19 protein-coding genes, 1 rRNA gene and 1 other RNA gene are annotated in these 18,584 nt (G+C 51.9%); 2 read left to right on the top strand and 19 right to left on the bottom strand.

All coding sequences use genetic code 11. The annotated features are described in order from the left end of the window. The 17 genes from FPZ49_RS07050 to rpoE form a co-directional block, all read right to left on the bottom strand. Window positions 1-121, bottom strand: a 16S ribosomal RNA gene (locus FPZ49_RS07050); the annotation flags it as partial. 197 nt (window positions 122-318) lie between these two features. Beyond that, window positions 319-585 (bottom strand): pro-sigmaK processing inhibitor BofA family protein, encoded by a 267-nt coding sequence (locus FPZ49_RS07045; protein WP_261381299.1) that lies wholly within the window; start codon window positions 583-585, stop codon window positions 319-321. Next, window positions 585-869, bottom strand: a complete 285-nt coding sequence (locus FPZ49_RS07040) for a DUF2508 family protein (protein ID WP_186445658.1) — start codon at window positions 867-869, stop codon at window positions 585-587. The genes FPZ49_RS07045 and FPZ49_RS07040 overlap by 1 nt, the downstream gene beginning before the upstream one ends. A 110-nt stretch (window positions 870-979) precedes the next feature. Then, complete coding sequence (gene recR, locus FPZ49_RS07035; protein WP_144844929.1) at window positions 980-1,576, bottom strand: recombination mediator RecR; 597 nt, start codon at window positions 1,574-1,576, stop codon at window positions 980-982. A 60-nt stretch (window positions 1,577-1,636) separates the two neighbouring features. Then, entirely contained in the window at window positions 1,637-1,948 is a 312-nt protein-coding gene (locus FPZ49_RS07030; protein WP_144844927.1) for a YbaB/EbfC family nucleoid-associated protein, read from the bottom strand. A gap of 22 nt (window positions 1,949-1,970) precedes the next feature. Beyond that, on the bottom strand, window positions 1,971-3,734 hold the full coding sequence (dnaX, locus tag FPZ49_RS07025) for a DNA polymerase III subunit gamma/tau (RefSeq protein ID WP_144844925.1): 1,764 nt from the start codon (window positions 3,732-3,734) through the stop codon (window positions 1,971-1,973). Between the two features lie 78 nt (window positions 3,735-3,812). Then, window positions 3,813-4,919 carry an ATP-binding protein gene (locus FPZ49_RS07020; protein ID WP_186445663.1) on the bottom strand — a complete coding sequence of 369 codons (1,107 nt, stop codon included), beginning with the start codon at window positions 4,917-4,919 and terminating at the stop codon, window positions 3,813-3,815. A gap of 203 nt (window positions 4,920-5,122) precedes the next feature. Then, window positions 5,123-5,386, bottom strand: an RNA gene (gene ffs / locus FPZ49_RS07015) — signal recognition particle sRNA large type. Window positions 5,387-5,451: 65 nt separating this feature from the next. Next, window positions 5,452-5,841, bottom strand: coding sequence for a hypothetical protein (locus FPZ49_RS07010; RefSeq protein WP_144844921.1), 390 nt, complete (start codon window positions 5,839-5,841; stop codon window positions 5,452-5,454). 89 nt (window positions 5,842-5,930) lie between these two features. Next, entirely contained in the window at window positions 5,931-6,128 is a 198-nt protein-coding gene (gene rpmE, locus FPZ49_RS07005) for a 50S ribosomal protein L31 (RefSeq protein ID WP_144844919.1), read from the bottom strand. Window positions 6,129-6,247: 119 nt separating this feature from the next. After that, window positions 6,248-7,522: a radical SAM protein gene (locus FPZ49_RS07000; RefSeq protein WP_144844917.1), complete on the bottom strand. Its 1,275-nt coding sequence runs from the start codon at window positions 7,520-7,522 to the stop codon at window positions 6,248-6,250. Between the two features lie 13 nt (window positions 7,523-7,535). Beyond that, on the bottom strand, window positions 7,536-8,837 hold the full coding sequence (rho, locus tag FPZ49_RS06995; RefSeq protein WP_144844915.1) for a transcription termination factor Rho: 1,302 nt from the start codon (window positions 8,835-8,837) through the stop codon (window positions 7,536-7,538). A gap of 105 nt (window positions 8,838-8,942) precedes the next feature. Continuing rightward, complete coding sequence (locus FPZ49_RS06990; RefSeq protein WP_144844913.1) at window positions 8,943-10,196, bottom strand: UDP-N-acetylglucosamine 1-carboxyvinyltransferase; 1,254 nt, start codon at window positions 10,194-10,196, stop codon at window positions 8,943-8,945. Between the two features lie 172 nt (window positions 10,197-10,368). Beyond that, window positions 10,369-11,223 carry a class II fructose-1,6-bisphosphate aldolase gene (gene fba, locus FPZ49_RS06985; protein WP_144844911.1) on the bottom strand — a complete coding sequence of 285 codons (855 nt, stop codon included), beginning with the start codon at window positions 11,221-11,223 and terminating at the stop codon, window positions 10,369-10,371. 175 nt (window positions 11,224-11,398) lie between these two features. Further along, window positions 11,399-11,791: a response regulator gene (locus FPZ49_RS06980; protein ID WP_144844909.1), complete on the bottom strand. Its 393-nt coding sequence runs from the start codon at window positions 11,789-11,791 to the stop codon at window positions 11,399-11,401. Between the two features lie 223 nt (window positions 11,792-12,014). After that, window positions 12,015-13,616, bottom strand: coding sequence for a CTP synthase (locus FPZ49_RS06975; RefSeq protein WP_144844907.1), 1,602 nt, complete (start codon window positions 13,614-13,616; stop codon window positions 12,015-12,017). A 257-nt stretch (window positions 13,617-13,873) separates the two neighbouring features. Next, complete coding sequence (rpoE, locus tag FPZ49_RS06970) at window positions 13,874-14,458, bottom strand: DNA-directed RNA polymerase subunit delta (RefSeq protein WP_144844904.1); 585 nt, start codon at window positions 14,456-14,458, stop codon at window positions 13,874-13,876. A gap of 500 nt (window positions 14,459-14,958) precedes the next feature. Here rpoE and FPZ49_RS06965 point away from each other — a divergent pair, with 500 nt between their 5' ends. Further along, the gene (locus FPZ49_RS06965) at window positions 14,959-16,140 is read left to right on the top strand and encodes a S8 family peptidase (RefSeq protein ID WP_261381298.1); all 1,182 of its coding nucleotides are present in this window, start codon (window positions 14,959-14,961) and stop codon (window positions 16,138-16,140) included. A gap of 16 nt (window positions 16,141-16,156) precedes the next feature. Here the strand turns inward: FPZ49_RS06965 and FPZ49_RS06960 are convergent, their stop codons facing one another. Next, window positions 16,157-16,600 carry a DUF1934 domain-containing protein gene (locus FPZ49_RS06960; protein ID WP_144844900.1) on the bottom strand — a complete coding sequence of 148 codons (444 nt, stop codon included), beginning with the start codon at window positions 16,598-16,600 and terminating at the stop codon, window positions 16,157-16,159. Window positions 16,601-16,721: 121 nt separating this feature from the next. Between FPZ49_RS06960 and FPZ49_RS06955 the strand changes: the two genes are divergently transcribed. After that, window positions 16,722-17,594, top strand: a complete 873-nt coding sequence (locus FPZ49_RS06955; protein WP_144844898.1) for a metallophosphoesterase — start codon at window positions 16,722-16,724, stop codon at window positions 17,592-17,594. Between the two features lie 105 nt (window positions 17,595-17,699). On the opposite strand, the gene speB is transcribed toward FPZ49_RS06955, so the two are convergent. Continuing rightward, on the bottom strand, window positions 17,700-18,569 hold the full coding sequence (gene speB / locus FPZ49_RS06950) for an agmatinase (RefSeq protein ID WP_144844896.1): 870 nt from the start codon (window positions 18,567-18,569) through the stop codon (window positions 17,700-17,702). Window positions 18,570-18,584 lie beyond the last annotated feature (15 nt).

Below are 18,584 nucleotides of genomic sequence, written 5' to 3'. Positions count from 1 at the left end.
GGCAGGTTGCCTACGTGTTACTCACCCGTCCGCCGCTAGGGTCCGAAGACCCTCGCTCGACTTGCATGTATTAGGCACGCCGCCAGCGTTCGTCCTGAGCCAGGATCAAACTCTCCATTAAAGAAAAGCTGATTAAAGCTCAAAATTTACTGCTAGCGAGAATTTGCATTCTCTTATTTATTGCACTCACTCGTTGTTCAGTTTTCAAAGGGCAATTTCTTGTCGTTTCTTGTCATCCGTTTTAGCGGCGACTTGATTAATATACCACAATCGCCTATCGGAATGCAAGTCTTTTTTTTAAAGATAATGATTTACTGTTCAAGCCAAGACGAAGAGCTTCAATGCAGCTAACGCGGCTAGCCCCGGGATCCCCAAAACACTGACAGTCCCTATGGTTGCTGCATTCAGCGGAAGCTCCAGATGCGTATAGGAGCTGAACAGATTTAGAATATACAATAATATCGCAGCAAATGCAACATGCAAGCAGGCATAGCCCAGCCATTGAATCGCAAACCGATTGCGAAGCAGCAAGAAAGCTAGCAGCACTCCGGAGCCAATCAGTATTCCCCATAGCATGTACTGCATCAAGACGACCCCTCCATTTCCCGGCTGACGGCCACTTCACGAGCTGTAATTTTCGCATTTTTCGCTTGTCTTAACAGCATTTCGAAGCGCTTTTCCGCCGCCTCCAGCGCATAGATGGAATAATCAATCTGCTCCTTCTCCGTCACATAGTCGAACCGCCGCTGTGCGATCTCCCATTCCAAATGTGCTTTACGGATTTCCTGTACCAGCATGTAGCGATCGTTTTGGAGGGCCTGCTCTGTCGCCTGCTTTTTTCGATTCCAGAATCTAAACCATGAACTCATCCCCATCCGCCTCCCAAGTGTCCAAGTTTGTCCCACACTTTAATAGATATAAGAGGCAGTGCTAACTTAGAACCAAAAAAAAGAAGCCCGCAGGCTTCTTCGTGATAGCTTTATAGTTCTCGGCGCCCTTCCAGCGCTTTGGTCAAGGTTACTTCATCGGCATACTCCAAGTCGCCTCCGACAGGAAGTCCGTGTGCGATCCGCGTGACCTTTAGTCCAAACGAACGAACGAGTCTCGACAAATACATAGCCGTCGCTTCCCCTTCAATATTCGGATTGGTTGCCAGGATCAGCTCTTGGACCTTGTCGTCCCCTAGCCGTTTCAGCAGGTCCGCTATGCGAATCTCGTCGGGACCAATCCCTTCCATCGGCGAAATGGCTCCATGCAGCACATGATAGTATCCGTTGAACTCCTTGGTGCGCTCCATCGCCACCAAATCCTTCGGCTCCTGAACGACACAGATGATCGAGCCATCCCGGCTCTTATCCTGGCATATACGGCATGGATCCGTATCCGTAATGTTGCAGCAAATGCTGCAGTAATGCAGATTTCTCTTCACATTCACTAGCGCCTTGGCAAAATCGATCACGTCATCTTCCTTCATCCGCAGCACGTGAAAAGCAAGACGGCCCGCCGTCTTTGGCCCGATTCCCGGAAGGCGTGAGAATGAATCGATCAGCTTAGCTAAAGGTTCCGGATAATACAAGGAAGGTACTCCTCACGTTTGATGAAGTCATTGATTCTTAATTCGGTAATGGCTCAGGTTCTAGAACAAGCCAGGGATATTCATTCCGCCGGTCAATTTGGACATTTCTTTTCCAGCCAACTCTTCCGCTTTAGTCAATGCATCGTTCACAGCTGTCAGGACGAGATCTTGCAGCATTTCCACATCGTCCGGATCTACTGCTTCAGGCTTGATGACGATAGATTGTACTTTCTTCTGCCCGTTGACCGTAACGGTTACAACACCGCCGCCCGCAGTTCCTTCAATCGTTCTGTTGGCAAGATCCTCTTGCGCCTTGAGCATTTGCTCCTGCATTTTCTTCACTTGCTTCATCATTTGGTTCATGTTGTTCATGATCGCCACGCTCCTATAATTATTAATCTTCTTTTATTTTGACCAAGTCCTCGCCAAACAATTGAATGGCCTCGCTGATCCATTCCTCTTTGACGCTGCCGTCGGCTGATTGCGTATCCTCAGGAACTAGCTTGAATTCTTCCTTCGGCTCGTCTACAGGCTTTGATTGGTCGGCTGCTGCTTTCCAATCCTTCAGCATTACCGTGACAAGACGGTAGGGCTGCCCCAGAAGCTCTGCCATCACCTGTTCAATCAGCTGCCGGTTCGCCGGCTTCTCCGTCGTTTCCCGGTGCATGGCGCTTTTGAAAGCTACTAGCAGGTTCCCGTCATTAATGGACACCGGTTCGCCATCCACGAGCCACGCATGAACGGTAATCTTGAGTTCCTTCACACGGCCGAGCACCTGTCCCCACTGCTGAAGCACGGTACGAATCGCCGGATCATCTTTCCCTTTCAGGTAGCCGTCCAGCTTCTCGATCGATTTCCTGGTGACCACAGGCGCTGGCGCCGAAGTCCTCGAACTTCCAGACGCCGGAGCATTACCGGAAGGTGCCACCCCTTGCTTCAGCACTTGGGTGAGCTGCTCCTCCAGCTTCTGAATCCGGTTCATTAGTTGACCGATCAGCCCGTCTTGGCGCTCCGGAGCTGCAGCATTCGAAGCCGAGCCACCCTGTGTTTGTGCCGATGAAGCACCAGCTTGTGAGCTGCCGCTGCACAGCTTCATTAAGGCAACCTCCAGCAACGTCTGGGGCTGTACGGAATATTTCATCTCCGTCTGATAGTAATTGAGCGTATCGATCATGGAGATCAAAGCATCGCTGGAGAATCGCTGGGCGACTTCTGCAAACCGTTTGATATCCAAAATCCGCTCGGTGACGGCTTGTGAGCCAGGCACCATCTTCACCATCAGCAGATCACGGAAATAGTAAATCAAGCTTTCCATGCATTTATCGGCGCTTTTGCCTTCCTGCATGAAATCGTCCACCAGCTTCAAAGCTGCACCTACATCCGAGTTCTGAACCGCCGTCACCAGTCGCTCGAATTGATCCGAGGCCATTCCTCCAGTGATCGACAGCACGTCGTCATAGGTAACGCATCCACCGGAAAACGCGATGATCTGGTCAAGAAGGCTTAGCGCGTCGCGCATCCCGCCGTCCGATAGCCGGCCGATAAAGGAAAGCGCATCCTCTTCAATTTCAATGTGCTCCTCGCGGCATACCTGCCGAAGCCGTTCCACCTGCTCCTCCAGCGCCACACGCCGAAAATCAAACCGCTGACACCTAGAGATGATGGTTGCTGGCAATTTGTGCGGCTCCGTCGTCGCCAAAATGAACATGACATGGGCCGGAGGCTCCTCGAGGGTCTTCAAAAGCGCATTAAACGCTTCAGTCGTCAGCATGTGCACCTCATCGATGATGTACACTTTCTGGCGTACCTCGGTTGGCGCGTATTTCACCTTGTCGCGGATATCGCGGATTTCTTCCACGCCGCGGTTCGATGCCGCATCGATCTCAACGACATCCATGACGGCGCCTTCGGTGATCCGAACACAGGCATCACACTGATTGCAGGGCTCTATCCCCGGACCATTGAGGCAGTTAACGGCTTTGGCCAATATTTTGGCTGCGCTCGTCTTCCCCGTCCCCCTCGGACCGTTGAATAAATAAGCATGGCTAAAGCGCCCTTCGCGAAGTGAATTTTGCAAGGTTTGGACAATATGTCTTTGGCCGACCATATCTTGAAACGATTGCGGCCTCCACGTACGGTATAAGGCGATATGTGCCATCTTGCCCTCTCCAATGCATGTTTATCCAGTTTATTATACTACAATCGAGGGGCGGTTTGAAGTAGACCGGTGTCCGGCTTAAGGGAATGGAATACTTACGGTAAATGTAGTGCCGAATCCTTTCGATGAAACGCGAATATGGCCCCCGATATCATGAATGATCCTTTGGCAGACCGACAGACCCAGCCCGGTCCCTTCCGCCTTGGTAGTAAAGAACGGATCAAAAATTTTATCGATTACAAACGTCGGAATCCCCGGCCCGGTATCATGGATATCGATATTCACTTTCCGTTCTTCCGGGTCCACCCTTTCAGAGATCGTCAAAAATCCCCCTTCCCCCATGGCTTCAATTCCATTTTTGCTGATGTTCAAGAAGACTTGTTTCAGCAGCTCCTTATCGGCGACGACCTGCGGAATCCCATGCATCGCTTCGTACTGGACCACGGTTCCATGCAGCAGTGCTTCATTATTTATAATCGGCAAGATCTCCCTCAATACTTGTGAGAGATCTACATAGTCAAAGGTTACGTTCTTCGGTTTACTCAGCAGCAGAAATTCGTTCACGAGTTCATTGATTCGGTTAATCTCAGTCAGCATGACCTCCGTAAATCCGCTTTCGCGGCTCATGCCCTGATCCTCAAACGTCTTGCGAAGCACCTGCAAAAAGCCCTTAATGGAAGTGAGCGGGTTGCGAATTTCGTGAGCCGTTCCTGCCGCAATTTGTCCGATCATCGCGAGCCGGTCACTGCGCTGCACCTGTTCTTCCAAGGACCGCAGGTTCGTTACATCCTTGAAAATAATATAGGCGCCCACTACAACGCCCTGCTCATCCTTTAATACATTGGAATCAACCAACAGTTCATACCGTTCCTGGTTATTCATCCAAGAAACCGCATGATTCCGGAGGACCACCCCCTCCAAAATATGGCGGCGTACCAGCTGGTGCTCAATGGGCAAATCGGCAAACACTTGTTCCAAAGGGAGATGCAGAGCTTGCTCTCTATGCAGTCCAAGCACTCGGCACGCGGTATCACTAATATCCATGAGCTCAAAGCTCGTGTTTAGGAGGATGACTCCCAAATTGACATCCCTAAGAAACGTACCTGCAAACCGTTGCAATAATGTTAATTCGTGCTGCACCGCATTCCCTCCTTCACTGTGAGCGCCATAGCCCGCTGGGGTCATGTCCGAGAAGGGGTCTTTCACTCCTGCGAACATCCTCCTTATGTGAACAGCCTATCTTGACTCAGTTAACTTCAGTATACAATTCTCCTAAATTTTTCATTTTCCTTCTATGAATGCAAAAAAACACCAATTTCCACGCCCCATCTCCGGCTGAAATCGATGTTCTTCGTATGTAAGACCTATTAGATTTAGAAAAATAAAAACCGTGCGCCTACCTTGATAGTACGATCCAAGTGGAATTTTTATCGTCGGCTCAAGTTAGGCCACCCTCCGGCACATGGAACATCCCGCTTACGGCTGCTTCCTTCCGGACCTGACCGGGTTCACAGGCATCCATTGCGGAGGACCCGACTCTCAACACCGACTTTAAAACCCAACCCTTACATCGTAATACCGCGAATAGGTGTTCGACCCCGCTATAGCGGATTGCGGGTTACAGGGCACCGCTACCTCCCCGTCTAGCACGGCAAAATTAAGTATAGTCGATCGTCGTTAAAATAGCAACCCGCGGGTTAAATTGATAACCTAGGGGTTATTTTACAGCCACGCTCACCTTATAATTATACCGCGGTACGGCAGCAGCCAGCGCTTCTTGGGCTTTGGCACGGTACTGCTCGATCTGCTCGCGGGTTGTACCGATCGGGACATCCAAACGAACATTCACCGTCGGGCCGTTGTGGCTGATAGTGACTGCTCGGGCCGACGGCACCTGATCCTTGATCGCTTGATCCATCACTCGCACATCATCCTGATAGGTGCGATAAGTGCCGCCTAAAGGCATATTCGGATTCACTTCGGTAATGCCCAGCAATCCGTCCTTGGAATGGGTCTGGACTTCATGGTGCGTATCTTTCGCCTGACAAGCTGTGGCGACCGACAGCAGCAGGGTTGCTGCAATTGCGATTGACATCCATCGGGACATAAAAATACCTCCTGCAGCGCATCTTAAGATCTTCAATCTTAGGATGACCACAGGAGGTAATCTCATGCCTCTAGGAAGCTGGCAATAAATTAAATACCGTATTTCTTCTTGAATTTATCAACGCGACCGCCGGCATCCAGAAACTTCTGCTTACCAGTGAAGAACGGGTGGCAGTTCGAGCAAATCTCTACACGAAGATTTTGCTTAATGGAGCCTGTTTCAAACGTGTTACCGCATGCGCAAGTAACCGTAGTTTGGTGGTAGTTCGGATGAATACCTTGTTTCATGACCCTTTCACCTCTCTTGCCCTGAACCACCATGTGGATCAGAGTTATTTAGGTTGCAGCTGGTTCACAAGTTCTGTGCCTGCTGTCAACACACACTTGCCGATTATAACATTCGGCCCTTAATGATGCAAGTGTTTCTTCCTCTTGTCCAGTAGCTCGCTGGGAACGTGCGTATAGGAGCCCAGCACGACATTCGGCAGTTCCTCGCGGAAAATATCCAACATCTGCTTCATCCCATACCGTTCACCTCGAGCAGGAGGAATCAAGTTAAGGTAGCTCTCGGGATCAATGTTTAGGTTACGCAATTGGATGAGCTTCAAGTCCGTTTTTCGAACGAACTCGATCATAGCCTCGATCTCTTCTTCCCGATCGGTCACCCCAGGGAAAATCAAGTAGTTGATCGAGGTGAACACTCCTTTATCCGCCGCGTACCGAAGCGATTTCTCCACGTTCTTGAGCGTATACCCACGAGGCTTGTAATAAGCATTGTAATGATCATCCAAGGCACTGATCGTACTAACCCGCATCAAATCGAGGCCTGCATCCACGATCCCCCGAATATGGTCAGTTAACCCTGCGTTGGTATTAATGTTGATATACCCGATATTCGTCTTGCTGCGAACCTCGCGAATCGCTTCAATGATCGTCTTGGCCTGGGTGGAAGGCTCCCCTTCACAGCCCTGACCGAAGCTAATGATGCTCTCCGATGTCTTCAAATGTTCCAGCATGACTTGAACGACTTCTTCCACGCTAGGCTTAAAGTTCATTCGAGTCTGCGGAGCCGGAAACCCGCTGTCATCCGGTTGCTCGGAAATACAGCCGAAGCACCCGGCGTTACAGGAGAAGGAGACCGGTACGGCGCCTTCCCAGCGATTCAAGAAAGTATTGGACGCCGTCAGGCATTCGTATTCCAGAGCACAGTTGGATAGATGCTTGTACAGCCGGTTTCCATCATACTGCGTCAGCAGCCGCTGTACCTGCAGCTCTAGCTCGTCCGGATCGCAATTCCGCGGGTTCCAGCGCTCCGGGTCATCACTGGCCTCCGCGCAGACGTAGAATGCGCCTTCCTTCCAAACGACCGCCGTATAGCCGAAGAGCGGCAGCAGCTGGGTCTTATCCGATTTGGCATAACCAGGGAGCATCAGCCGAGTAAAGCCTTGCGGCAGCAGAGCACCAACCGCGGTGTAATCTCCAGGGATGACTTGCATCTCACCGGTCTTTGCGTGAATGCCCAGTGGGCGGGTATGAGGCAGGCTGACCAAGGTAGCACCCTCCGGAAGAGGAATGAGCTCCTCCTCCATAATATCCGTTACCATCTCACCGCTTCGTCCCAGAGCCAAGTAGTCCGGGTGATCAAAAACATTGCCGTCCCGGTCGGCATAAACCACAAACATGTGCGTCCTCCTCCTACGAGACGGAATGCTTCACGCGCCGTGAAGCGCCGCCGCTGCCGCCGCTCTGCGGACTAGGAGCATCGAGAATGTCCAAAAACTCCTGATTGGTCTTGGTGTCCGCTAACTTTTTGATGAAAGCTTCAATATAATCATGGGAATCGTTCATTCCCTTGCGAATCGCCCAAACTTTATCCAGCTCTTCTTTGGTTAAGAGCATCTCTTCACGCCGTGTGCCCGAACGACGAATATCTATCGCTGGGAAAATACGACGCTCGGCCAGCTTGCGGTCCAAATGAAGCTCGAGATTGCCCGTTCCTTTGAATTCCTCATAGATAACTTCGTCCATCCGCGATCCGGTCTCCACCAACGCCGTCGCCAAAATCGTCAAGCTGCCGCCCTCTTCAATGTTACGGGCTGCACCGAAAAATCGCTTCGGACGATGAAAAGCACCCGGATCAATACCACCGGATAACGTGCGTCCGGTAGGCGGAACCACCAAGTTATACGCCCGCGCCAACCGCGTAATGCTGTCGAGCAGAATGATGACATCCTTCTTGTGCTCCACCAGCCGCTGAGCCCGTTCCAAGACAAGCTCCGCCACCTTGATGTGGTTCTCCGGCAGCTCGTCGAAGGTGGAAGCTATTACTTCCCCTTTTACAGAACGCTGCATATCCGTCACTTCTTCCGGACGCTCATCAATCAAAAGCACAAACAAATGCGCATCCGGATGATTGGCCGAAATGCTGTTGGCAATTTCTTTTAGAAGGAGCGTCTTCCCTGCTTTCGGCGGCGCCACAATCAATCCGCGCTGTCCAAAGCCTACAGGAGCCAAAAGATCCATCAATCGGGTGGAATAATTGGTAGGGGTGGTTTCGAGAACCAATTTCTTTTGCGGATAAAGAGGAGTTAATGCGGCAAAGTGCAGCCTCTCTGCAGCGGTATCAGGGTTTTCACCGTTGACCGCATCCACGTGGAGCAATCCAAAATATCGTTCATTTTCTTTCGGCGGGCGGCATTTGCCGGAGACGATATCGCCTGACCGAAGGTCAAAGCGGCGAATCTGGGATGCAGAGATATAAATATCTTCTGCACTCGGCAAGTAGTTGATCGGACGAAGAAAGCCGAAGCCTTCCTGCAAAATATCAAGCACGCCCTCCATAAACATCAGGCCGCCCTGCTCCGCTTGCGCACGTAAAATGGCAAAAATAAGTTCTTTTTTCTTCAGGCTGCCGTAGGAAGCAATCTGATGCTTCTTGGCCAGTTTGTAAAGCTCCGTCAGCTTCAGCGCTTCTAGTTGCGCTAACTGCATATCCATCACTATTCAACCACCAAACTATTATTTTTTCATGAGTCATACAAAATATACTCTAGCAATACCCAAAAACGAAGGAATCTATACCGAATCTTAGCCGGCAGCGAATCAGTCGTTACTCCGCCAAACTTCGGCACCTAAATTCAATAGATTGGTTACCAGATGATCATAGCCTCTATCGATATATTCGACACCTGTGATCTCGGTGATCCCCTCCGCTACCGTTAGTCCCGCGATAACCAACGCCGCACCTGCACGCAAATCCGTCGCCTTCACTTTGGCCGCGCTCAGCTTAGAGCCTTCGATGACAGCGGAACGTCCTTCCAGCTTAATCTTGGCTCCCATACGAACAAGCTCAGGGATATATTTAAAGCGGTTGCTGTATACGTAATCGCTAATAATACTAACCCCGCGCGCTTGCGTGAGCAAGGTTCCCATCGGCGATTGCAAATCTGTTGCAAAGCCCGGGTACACCAGCGCTTTCACATCTACGCTCTCATAGATCGGCTGCCCCACTACACGAATGGACTCGTCCATCTCGAAAATATGCACGCCCATCTCCTGCAGCTTCGCCGTAACGGCTTCGAGATGCTTCGGGATGACGTTATCGACGATCACATCGCCACGCGTCGCCGCCGCAGCGATCATGTAAGTCCCCGCTTGAATGCGGTCAGGGATGATCGAATGTCTGCAGCCATGCATTTCGTCGACGCCTTCAACGCGAATCGTTTCAGTGCCTGCCCCTTTAATTTTGGCTCCCATGGAGTTTAAAAGTGTTGCTACATCTATGATTTCAGGCTCTTTTGCCGCATTTTCGATAATTGTAACGCCCTTGGCCCGCGAGGCCGCAAGCATAATATTAATCGTAGCGCCTACGCTAACGACATCCAAATAAATCTTCGCTCCACGCAACTGCTTTGCTTGTATATGCAAGGCACCGTTCTCTGTCGATACCTGAGCTCCCAAAGCTTCAAAACCTTTGATATGCTGATCGATCGGCCGCGGCTCGAAATTACAGCCCCCCGGCAGACCAATGGTGGCTTCTCCAAAACGTCCAAGCAGCGCTCCCATCAAATAATAGGAGGCACGAAGCTTTTTCACATTGCCGTTAGGCATCGGTTTGGATACCAGTCGACTGGGGTCGATTACCATCTGATCTTCATTCCAATGGACGGTAGCGCCTAAATCCTGCAGTAGTTCCGCATATATCGCCACATCGCTTAAGGTTGGCAAGTTGTCCAACGTAACCGTCGTTTCCGACAAAATAGCCGCTGGAATAAGCGCGATCGCGCTGTTCTTAGCCCCGCTGATTTGAACCGTTCCCCGAAGCGGACGCCCACCGGCGATCATCAATTTCTCCATATTCGTTCTTTTTCCTCCCAATTCACTGCTTTAAAGCATTAACAAGTAAACGCAAACAAAATGTCTAATGACGACATAACACCACCAAGCAACGAGAACTACATGAATTAAAAAGAAGAGAAGGGAAGTATGCCATACTAATGGCATATTCCCCAGTAGATTGGTTTGGAAATTACGCTTGATCAGCGCTTCCGAACAACAGAATTTTGGATTTAACCACTTCAACCATGGCTTTGCGGGCAGGAGTGAGGTATTTACGAGGATCGTAAACTTTCGCGTCTTTATTGAGTACATCGCGGATCGCTTGCGTACAAGCTACTTGATTCTCGGTGTTGACGTTGATCTTGCCTACGCCAGCTGCGATGGACTTGCGGATCATTTCGTCCGGAACGCCGGATCCGCCATGCAATACTACCGGAACTGGAATCGCGCTGGATACCTTCTCGATAATATCGAAATGGATGTTTGGCTCGCCAGCGTACATACCGTGCGCCGTACCTACAGCAATCGCCAAGCAATCCACACCCGTTTCTTCGTAGAAACGGATCGCTTCTTCCGGCTTCGCGAGGTTCGCATGCTCTTCGTCCACGCTAATATCGTCTTCAACGCCGCCGATGGTTCCCAGCTCGCCTTCTACGGAGACGCCCATAGCGCGAGCGGCTTTAACAACCTCTTTGGTCAGGCGAATATTTTCTTCAAAGGAGTAGTGAGATCCGTCGAACATTACGGAGCTGAAGCCTGCGCGGATACACTTCATCGCTACTTCAAAGCTGCTGCCGTGGTCCAAATGCAGGGCAATCGGCAAACCGGATTTCTTCGCAGCCGCTTCTGCAATGGCTACAGTATACTCGATGCCCATGTACTTCAGGGCGCCTTCGGATACACCAAAAATAAACGGCGATTTCAGTTCTTCCGCCGCTTCTGTGATCGATTGTGCAAACTCCAAGTTGTTCATGTTAAATTGGCCGACAGCAAATTTGTTCGCTTTCGCTCTTGGCAAAAATTCGTTCATTGAAACGAGTGGCATGGTATTTCTCTCCTCCTAGTGTGTTTAAGAGACTATGTTGAGTGCGAAGTGCAACTGTTCCGACCGGCTCACCCGATTCCAGATTACAACACAGTTCCGCTCTACGGTCATACTGGCCTATTATACCATATAACTTTACAAAGGTTAATCTCCATGAAAAAAAAGAGACCCTTTTTCAGGATCCCACGGCATATGAACTGTTATTCGGCGAGCGCAGCTGCTGGTTTACTGCTTGGCGCAGCTCGTCGATATCAAACGGCTTCGTAAAGTGCATAATCGCGCCTAGATCCGTCGCTTCTTTAATCATGTCGAGCTCACCGTACGCCGTCATCATTATGACTTTGATCGATGCGTCAATGCTCTTAATATGCTTGAGGATGTCCAGACCGTCCATCCCTGGGATCTTCATATCTAGCAGCACCAGATCCGGTGATACGTTCCTGACGATCTCCAGCGCGAGCTTCCCGTTAGATGCCTGATATGTCTCGTAGCCCTCGCTGCTGAATACTTCCATAAGCAAAATGCGAATGCCGTTCTGATCATCGACAATTAGCAATTTTCTCTTCAAGTAGGTAACCTCCTAAGAGTTTCCGCTCCGGAACATCTCAAATTTGCGCAATTCGCGGCGGTTTCCTGCCGTCTCTTATACAAAGTATTCGTCGCGCAGCCCCCGATTCCTGCCCAGCTAAGAAAAATGTTGCAAACTTTTACAAATCAAGCAGAGATTGCGTTTTGAGGCTAGACAAAAGAAGAAAGGGAAAGCTCCACTTGAGAGCTCTCCCTTGACCTAATTAACGCGAGTGGTTGTATGCTGCTTGTACAAAATGCTTGAAGAGCGGTTGCGGACGGTTCGGTCTGGAAGTAAATTCTGGATGGAACTGAACCGCCAAGAACCACGGATGGCTCGGGCACTCGATGATTTCTACCAGGCGGCCATCCGGGCTTGTCCCCGAAATGTGCAGGCCAGCCGCTTCGATCATATCGCGGTATTCGTTGTTAAATTCATAGCGATGACGATGGCGCTCGTAAACCAGCTCATCATTGTAGCAGCGCATCGCGAGGGAATCCTCTTTCAGCTTGCAAGGGTAAAGTCCCAGACGCATGGTGCCGCCCAAGTCCTCGATATCCTTTTGCTCCGGCAGCAAATCGATCACCGGATATGATGTCGTCGGGTTGATCTCTGAGCTGTTCGCCCCTTCCAGTCCAACTACCGAACGCGCATACTCAACAACGGCTACCTGCATGCCAAGGCAAATACCGAAGAACGGAACGTTGTGCTCACGCGCATAGCGGATGGCACTCACCTTGCCCTCGATTCCGCGGTCTCCGAAGCCGCCTGGAACGAGAATCCCCTGTACGCCCGACAGCAGCTCGCCCACATTGTGGTCGAACACTTCTTCGGCGTTGACCCAGCGGATCTTGACTTCGGTGTTGCAGTCGATGCCGGCATGGCCCAGCGATTCCACGATACTCAAGTAAGCGTCGTGAAGGGCCACATATTTACCGACGATGGCGATCTCGGTCGTTTCTTTCAGCGACTTCACGCGAGCCACCAGGCTCTCCCACTCGCGCATATCCGGCTGTCCGGCGTTCAGCTTCAAGTGGTTCACGACGATATCATCCAGCCCTTGCTCGCGAAGCATCATCGGCACTTCGTACAGCGTCTCGGCATCGCGGCACTCTACAACCGCACCTGGATCCACATCGCAGAATTGCGCCAGCTTGCGCTTCATATCTTCAGCCAGCGGGTGCTCGGTGCGGCAAACCACGACATGCGGCTGAATACCGATGCTGCGGAGCTCTTTAACGCTGTGCTGGGTCGGCTTGGTCTTCACTTCGCCCGCTGCCTTCAAGTAAGGGATGAGCGTCACGTGAATGTACATCACATTTTCGCGGCCGATATCGCTCTTAATTTGGCGAATCGCTTCAAGGAACGGAAGGCTCTCGATATCGCCGACAGTACCGCCGATCTCGGTAATGACGACATCAGAATGCGCTTCCCGGCCCGCGCGGAACACCCGCTCTTTAATTTCATTCGTAATATGCGGAATAACCTGCACGGTTCCGCCCAAATATTCGCCGCGGCGCTCTTTGGCGATGACGGACGAGTAGATTTTACCGGTCGTTACGTTGCTGTTCTTGGACAGATTAATATCGATAAAACGCTCATAGTGACCCAAATCGAGGTCCGTCTCCGCCCCATCATCGGTAACAAACACTTCACCATGCTGGTACGGGCTCATCGTTCCCGGGTCTACGTTAATGTACGGATCAAACTTCTGGATCGTGACTTTGAGCCCCCGGTTCTTAAGAAGTCTCCCAAGGGATGCGGCTGTAATGCCTTTGCCCAGCGAGGATACAACGCCCCCGGTCACGAAAATATACTTCGTCATGATATGTAATACCTCCCAAGTTTGACTAGCATAAAAAAAGAAAAAGTCCCCCGTGGTCAACGGGGCACTTTATCGAAAGGACCATCCGGTCGGCAAGCAACATCGGTCTAGCCGATCAATCACTGCAACAGGTGTCCGTAACGTTCATTCTAAAGCCCAGAAAATAGTTTACTCTGATCGGCCCCCACTGTCAAGTAAAGCACTATTGGCTTTTTCGAATCAGGGAGCTTGCCTTAGAAGAACCGGCAGACGACAAATTACTTGTCATCGTCCTCTTCGTCATCGCTATCGTCTTCTTCGCTCTCGTCGTCGAGATCGTCCTCTAAGCCGGAATCCTCTCCGTCGAGCGCGACTTCTTCTATCTCTTCTTCTTCGATTTCTTCGTCAATGAACTCGGTTTCTTCTTCCGCTTCTTCTTCGGAATCGAAATCGTCGCGTACGGTATCGTAGGAATCGTAATCCTCTTCCTCGACAAACGTATCTTCTTCCTCGGCAAACAAATCTTCATCATCGAGATCATCATCTTCATCATTGATGATGCGCGGACGCTTGCCGCTACCAACCGCATCCTCGGATTTCTCCACAGGATACCAGCGCTTCAAGCCCCAGAGGTTCGTCCCGACGCAAGCAAAACGGCCGTCGATGTTAATCTCCGTGTATAGTTGAGCAATGACCTGCATGACATCGTCATCGGACAGACCTTTGATTTTGGCGATTTCTTGCATTAGATCCCGGTAGTAAAATGGCGTATTCGCCGATTTCAGTAATTCAAAAGCGAGATCGACCATCGGCATTTCCTTGGCTTGTTCTGCGCCGATTTTAAGTTGATACTGAGCACTCATTCCGGGGCACGTCCCTTCCTAGCCGCAGCGGTTCCAACGACATGTTGTCCGGTGCTAACTAAACATTTTCACCAATAAGTAAACCTTATTTTATGTAAAAAAGCAACTGTCCTCCTATTTTACACCAAAAAGAAGCGAAGGAATACGTGGTCTGCTTCAGGCCGCTTCCACCGCGCCCCCCGCAAGCCCCGTTTCCTTCGCCCTGACTGTATCCGCGAGAGATGCCTGAACGGCCCGTTCAAACACCTCTGGCCCCTGAGAGAAAAACCGGGAGAAATGACATTGGTACGGCTCGTCAGCGACTCAGACTACGTCGGGCATAGAGACATTCCTCCTACGATATCGTATGTATCCGATTGCGCTTTGACACGGTTTGCCACCCAATTATTTTGAAGCAGGCCATGGCTCATACGGGAGGACACGGTCCCACATACGATAAAAGAAGGAATTCGGTGTTGACAACTGGCATCAGTTGCAACGGTACGTGGGGGGAATCGAAAGTGAATCCATCGACTTTCGCTCATTGGCTGCACGAGGCTTTGGATGACTCCGATGGCACGGAAAGACGGCACATCATCCACTTCAACAATCCACACGATTATGCCGTTATCGCCCGGCAAGTCGGCCAGCATCGAAGGTCGCTGCCTCGCCTACATCAGGTTCAGCCGCTTCATTCCATTCGTGCCATTACGTGCTCGCTGCGATCCGCCGACCAACTGGCAGGCGCCCCCTTTATCCAGTCGATTGAGGCGGATACCCGCATTCAAATGCACACCGGAGGGAAGAGCGCCTCCCTGCTGCCTTTCGGTGAATCCAAAAGCGGTAAACGAGCTCCCTCCCGCATCTTAATCCCTTGGGGAATCAAGCACATTCGCGCCCCCCAGGCTTGGAACAAGTCGAAAGGAGACCGCATCCGCATCGGGGTCATCGACACCGGCGTGGATTATAATCATCCCGATCTTCGGTACTGCCTCTCGCGGGGGATCAATATTTTGAACCGGCAAATGCTGCCGCTCGACGATAACGGGCACGGGACCCACATCGCCGGAACGATTGCAGCCTACACCCGTCAGAAAGGCGTCATGGGCGTCGCTCCACAGGCGGTCATCCATCCGGTCAAGGCGTTCGATCACCAAGGCGGGGCCTACGTGTCCGACATCATCAGCGGCATCGATTGGTGCGTTTTGAACAATGTGAATATCATCAACATGAGCTTTGGCATGAAAACCTACAGCAAAGCGCTGGAAGCGGCCGTTCTAAGCGCGTATCGTGCCGGCATCGTGGTCGTAGCCTCCTCCGGCAACGAGGGCAAGCAGGCCGAGGTGGATTATCCCGCCCGGCTGAAGCAGGTCATCGCCGTAGGCGCGACGACGCGCAAAGGCTATATTGCGCCCTTCAGCAACGTGGGCAAGCAAATCGATATTTACGCGCCCGGCGAAAAGATTTATTCGACTTGGCTGCGAGGCAAATATAATGAACTGAGCGGCACCTCGATGGCGACGTCGCACGTCTCCGGCGTCATCGCGCTCATGCTGGCGCAAAAGCCCGGCATCAAGCCGCTGCGGGTGAAAAACCTGCTGCGCAAGCACGCCCGGCTGCTGTTGAAGCCTGGAAAAAACATCGGAGGCATTCGTGAGATCCACGCACTGCGCGTGGTGACCGCGTTATCCTCCGTGAAGTAGGGCGTCTTTGTCTTTGTTACGATGGAACGACCGTAAGCTCCAAGGAAAACTCGCCGGCGGACTCCCCCATGACGAAAAGCTGATACGCCCATCGCGCACGAATCGTTTCTGCGGGGTTGCTTGGCAGATGCACCTCCAACTGGGTGGTAACCGTTTCCGTCTCCAGCTGTCCTTGAGGGGTCTCGATATAGCCGATGATACGTGCGCCTTTCTCGAAGGTTTGCTCGAATTTCACATCGCCCTGACGGATGATGCGCAATTGCCCCGAATCGATCCGGATCGTCGTAAACGTACGTCCCATCTCAGCCTCCGCGGGCTCTTGGTAGCGCAGATAGATGGCTTTTTCTTTCGGGAACAGCTCACCTTGCACATGCTGCTTTACCTGTTCATTACCGCTTTGGCTTAGAATTGAAATTTGTGCTTGTCGCTTGGTTGTCGTTCCTTCTTGCTTGTCCGGCATGTCGTGGCCTCATTTGCATTTTTGCCTTTATTGTACAAAAAAGCGCTGGAAATTGACAAACCGTCGATTTCGGCGCTTTTTCTTGTTACTATGACATTACTTATGGAAGTCGGAGGTGCGTATGAAGGTAAGCAGAAGATCTTTTTTGAAAAAAATCGCTTGGACCGCCGCAGGGCTCGTCGCTCTCCCGTCCGCCAGCTTCAGCTACGCCCGTTACGCCGAGCCGAAATGGCTGGATCAGACCTCGGTCTCGTTGCCCTTTGAGCGCCTTCCCAAGGAGCTGGATGGGCTGCGCATCGTGCAATTCAGCGACGTGCATCATGGCTTCCACTACAGCGCCGCCGATTTGCTCAAGCTGGCCGCAGCGATCAACCGTCTGCAGCCCGAGATGATTTGCTTTACAGGCGATCTCGTAGACTACAGTATGGGGGCGGACAGCGAAGCTCAGGCTGTGATTAACGCTCTGAAGGCGATGCAGGCGCCGCTCGGCAAGTTCGCCGTGCTCGGCAACCATGACTACTACGCCGACCCGATGTCGATCGTGAACGCGCTGACAGCCGGCGGCTTCAAAGTGCTGCGCAACGAGGCGGTTAGCGTGAAGCGCCAAGGCTCGGAGACGAGCGCCTTCTGGATGGCAGGCGTCGAGGATCAATGGGAGGGCAAGCCGGACATTGCCCAGGCGCTGAAGCAAGCGAAGAACGATCCGTTCGTGCTGCTGCTCAGCCACTGTCCTGATTACGCCGATATTGCAGCCAAGCACGGTGTAGATTTGCAGCTTTCAGGCCACAGCCATGGCGGACAGGTTCGTCTGCCGTTCTTTGGTCATCTCACCGTGCCGAAGTACGCGCAGAAGTATGTAAAAGGGCTGTACACGCTGGAGCAAGGGAAGCTGCAGCTCTATGTCAACCGCGGAATCGGCGTCTCGGTGTACCCCGTCCGCTTCTGGTGCCGGCCGGAGCTGACGGCGTTTACTTTGCGGGCCACGCAAACGTAAGCCGCCAAAGCGCTGCCGTTATGGCGATGGCCCCCACCCGAGACTTTGCTGACCAAAAAAAAGCCGACCCGGGATGGATCGGCTTGAACGGACTCCTATTGAACCTTACTTCACCAAACCCAGCAAAATTTCACGCATCAGCTTGCTGGCCACGATCTGAGTTTGCTCAGTCGGGTCATACGCTGGTGCTACTTCCACAATGTCGGCGCCGACAAAGTTCAGCTCGGATGCCGCCATAGCGTGGATGGCCGCCAGCAGCTCCTTCGACGTAATGCCGCCGGCTTCCGCCGTGCCTGTGCCTGGCGCACAGCTTGGATCGAGCACGTCGATGTCGATCGTCAAATACACCGGACGACCGGCCAGCTCCGGAAGCACCTTGCGCAAAGGCTCCAGTACTTCAAACGGGTAGAAGTTGATGTTCTCGCGCCCGAACTGGAACTCCTCGCGGGAGCCGGAACGGATGCCGAACTGGTAAATGTTTTTGCCGCCCATCAGTGCTGCGGCTTTGCGCACCGGCGTCGAGTGGGACAGCGGCTCGCCTTCATAGCTTTCGCGCAGGTCGGCGTGCGCATCAATGTGAATGAGCGCCAGGTCCGGATACTTCGCGTACACTTCTTGAATGACCGGCCAGCTGACCAGATGCTCGCCACCCAGACCGAACGGGAATTTGCCGTCAGCAAGCAGACCGCGTACATATTCACCAATTACTTCCAAGCTGCGGCCCGCGTTGCCGAAAGGCAGCAGCAAGTCGCCAGCATCGAAATAAGTCATTTCTTCGAGGCTCTTATCCAAATAAGGGCTGTATTCCTCCAGGCCGATCGATACCTCGCGAACGCGGGATGGACCGAAACGGGAGCCTGGTCGGAAGCTTACGGTATAATCCATCGGCATGCCGTAGATGACTGCGCGGGACGCTGCATAATCGTCTGAGCTGAGGATAAAGACGTTGCCGGAATATTTTTGATCCAATTTCATGGGTTCTATTCTCCT

This window comes from Paenibacillus cremeus (assembly GCF_007786445.1).
Lineage (GTDB): Bacteria > Bacillota > Bacilli > Paenibacillales > NBRC-103111 > Paenibacillus_G > Paenibacillus_G cremeus.
Note: the sequence above shows the minus strand (reverse complement) of the source record. Positions and strands in the feature narration are given on the sequence as shown.

Excerpts from the sequence above, each read along its gene's own strand:
- FPZ49_RS07045 (WP_261381299.1), bottom strand. The coding sequence starts at position 585 with ATGCAGTACATGCTATGGGGAATACTGATTGGCTCCGGAGTGCTGCTA.
- FPZ49_RS07040 (WP_186445658.1), bottom strand. The coding sequence starts at position 869 with ATGAGTTCATGGTTTAGATTCTGGAATCGAAAAAAGCAGGCGACAGAG.
- FPZ49_RS07030 (WP_144844927.1), bottom strand. The coding sequence starts at position 1,948 with ATGAACAACATGAACCAAATGATGAAGCAAGTGAAGAAAATGCAGGAG.
- dnaX (WP_144844925.1), bottom strand. The coding sequence starts at position 3,734 with ATGGCACATATCGCCTTATACCGTACGTGGAGGCCGCAATCGTTTCAA.
- FPZ49_RS07020 (WP_186445663.1), bottom strand. The coding sequence starts at position 4,919 with ATGACCCCAGCGGGCTATGGCGCTCACAGTGAAGGAGGGAATGCGGTG.
- FPZ49_RS07010 (WP_144844921.1), bottom strand. The coding sequence starts at position 5,841 with ATGTCCCGATGGATGTCAATCGCAATTGCAGCAACCCTGCTGCTGTCG.
- rpmE (WP_144844919.1), bottom strand. The coding sequence starts at position 6,128 with ATGAAACAAGGTATTCATCCGAACTACCACCAAACTACGGTTACTTGC.
- FPZ49_RS07000 (WP_144844917.1), bottom strand. The coding sequence starts at position 7,522 with ATGTTTGTGGTTTATGCCGACCGGGACGGCAATGTTTTTGATCACCCG.
- rho (WP_144844915.1), bottom strand. The coding sequence starts at position 8,837 with ATGGATATGCAGTTAGCGCAACTAGAAGCGCTGAAGCTGACGGAGCTT.
- FPZ49_RS06990 (WP_144844913.1), bottom strand. The coding sequence starts at position 10,196 with ATGGAGAAATTGATGATCGCCGGTGGGCGTCCGCTTCGGGGAACGGTT.
- fba (WP_144844911.1), bottom strand. The coding sequence starts at position 11,223 with ATGCCACTCGTTTCAATGAACGAATTTTTGCCAAGAGCGAAAGCGAAC.
- FPZ49_RS06975 (WP_144844907.1), bottom strand. The coding sequence starts at position 13,616 with ATGACGAAGTATATTTTCGTGACCGGGGGCGTTGTATCCTCGCTGGGC.
- rpoE (WP_144844904.1), bottom strand. The coding sequence starts at position 14,458 with ATGAGTGCTCAGTATCAACTTAAAATCGGCGCAGAACAAGCCAAGGAA.
- FPZ49_RS06960 (WP_144844900.1), bottom strand. The coding sequence starts at position 16,600 with ATGCCGGACAAGCAAGAAGGAACGACAACCAAGCGACAAGCACAAATT.
- FPZ49_RS06955 (WP_144844898.1), top strand. The coding sequence starts at position 16,722 with ATGAAGGTAAGCAGAAGATCTTTTTTGAAAAAAATCGCTTGGACCGCC.
- speB (WP_144844896.1), bottom strand. The coding sequence starts at position 18,569 with ATGAAATTGGATCAAAAATATTCCGGCAACGTCTTTATCCTCAGCTCA.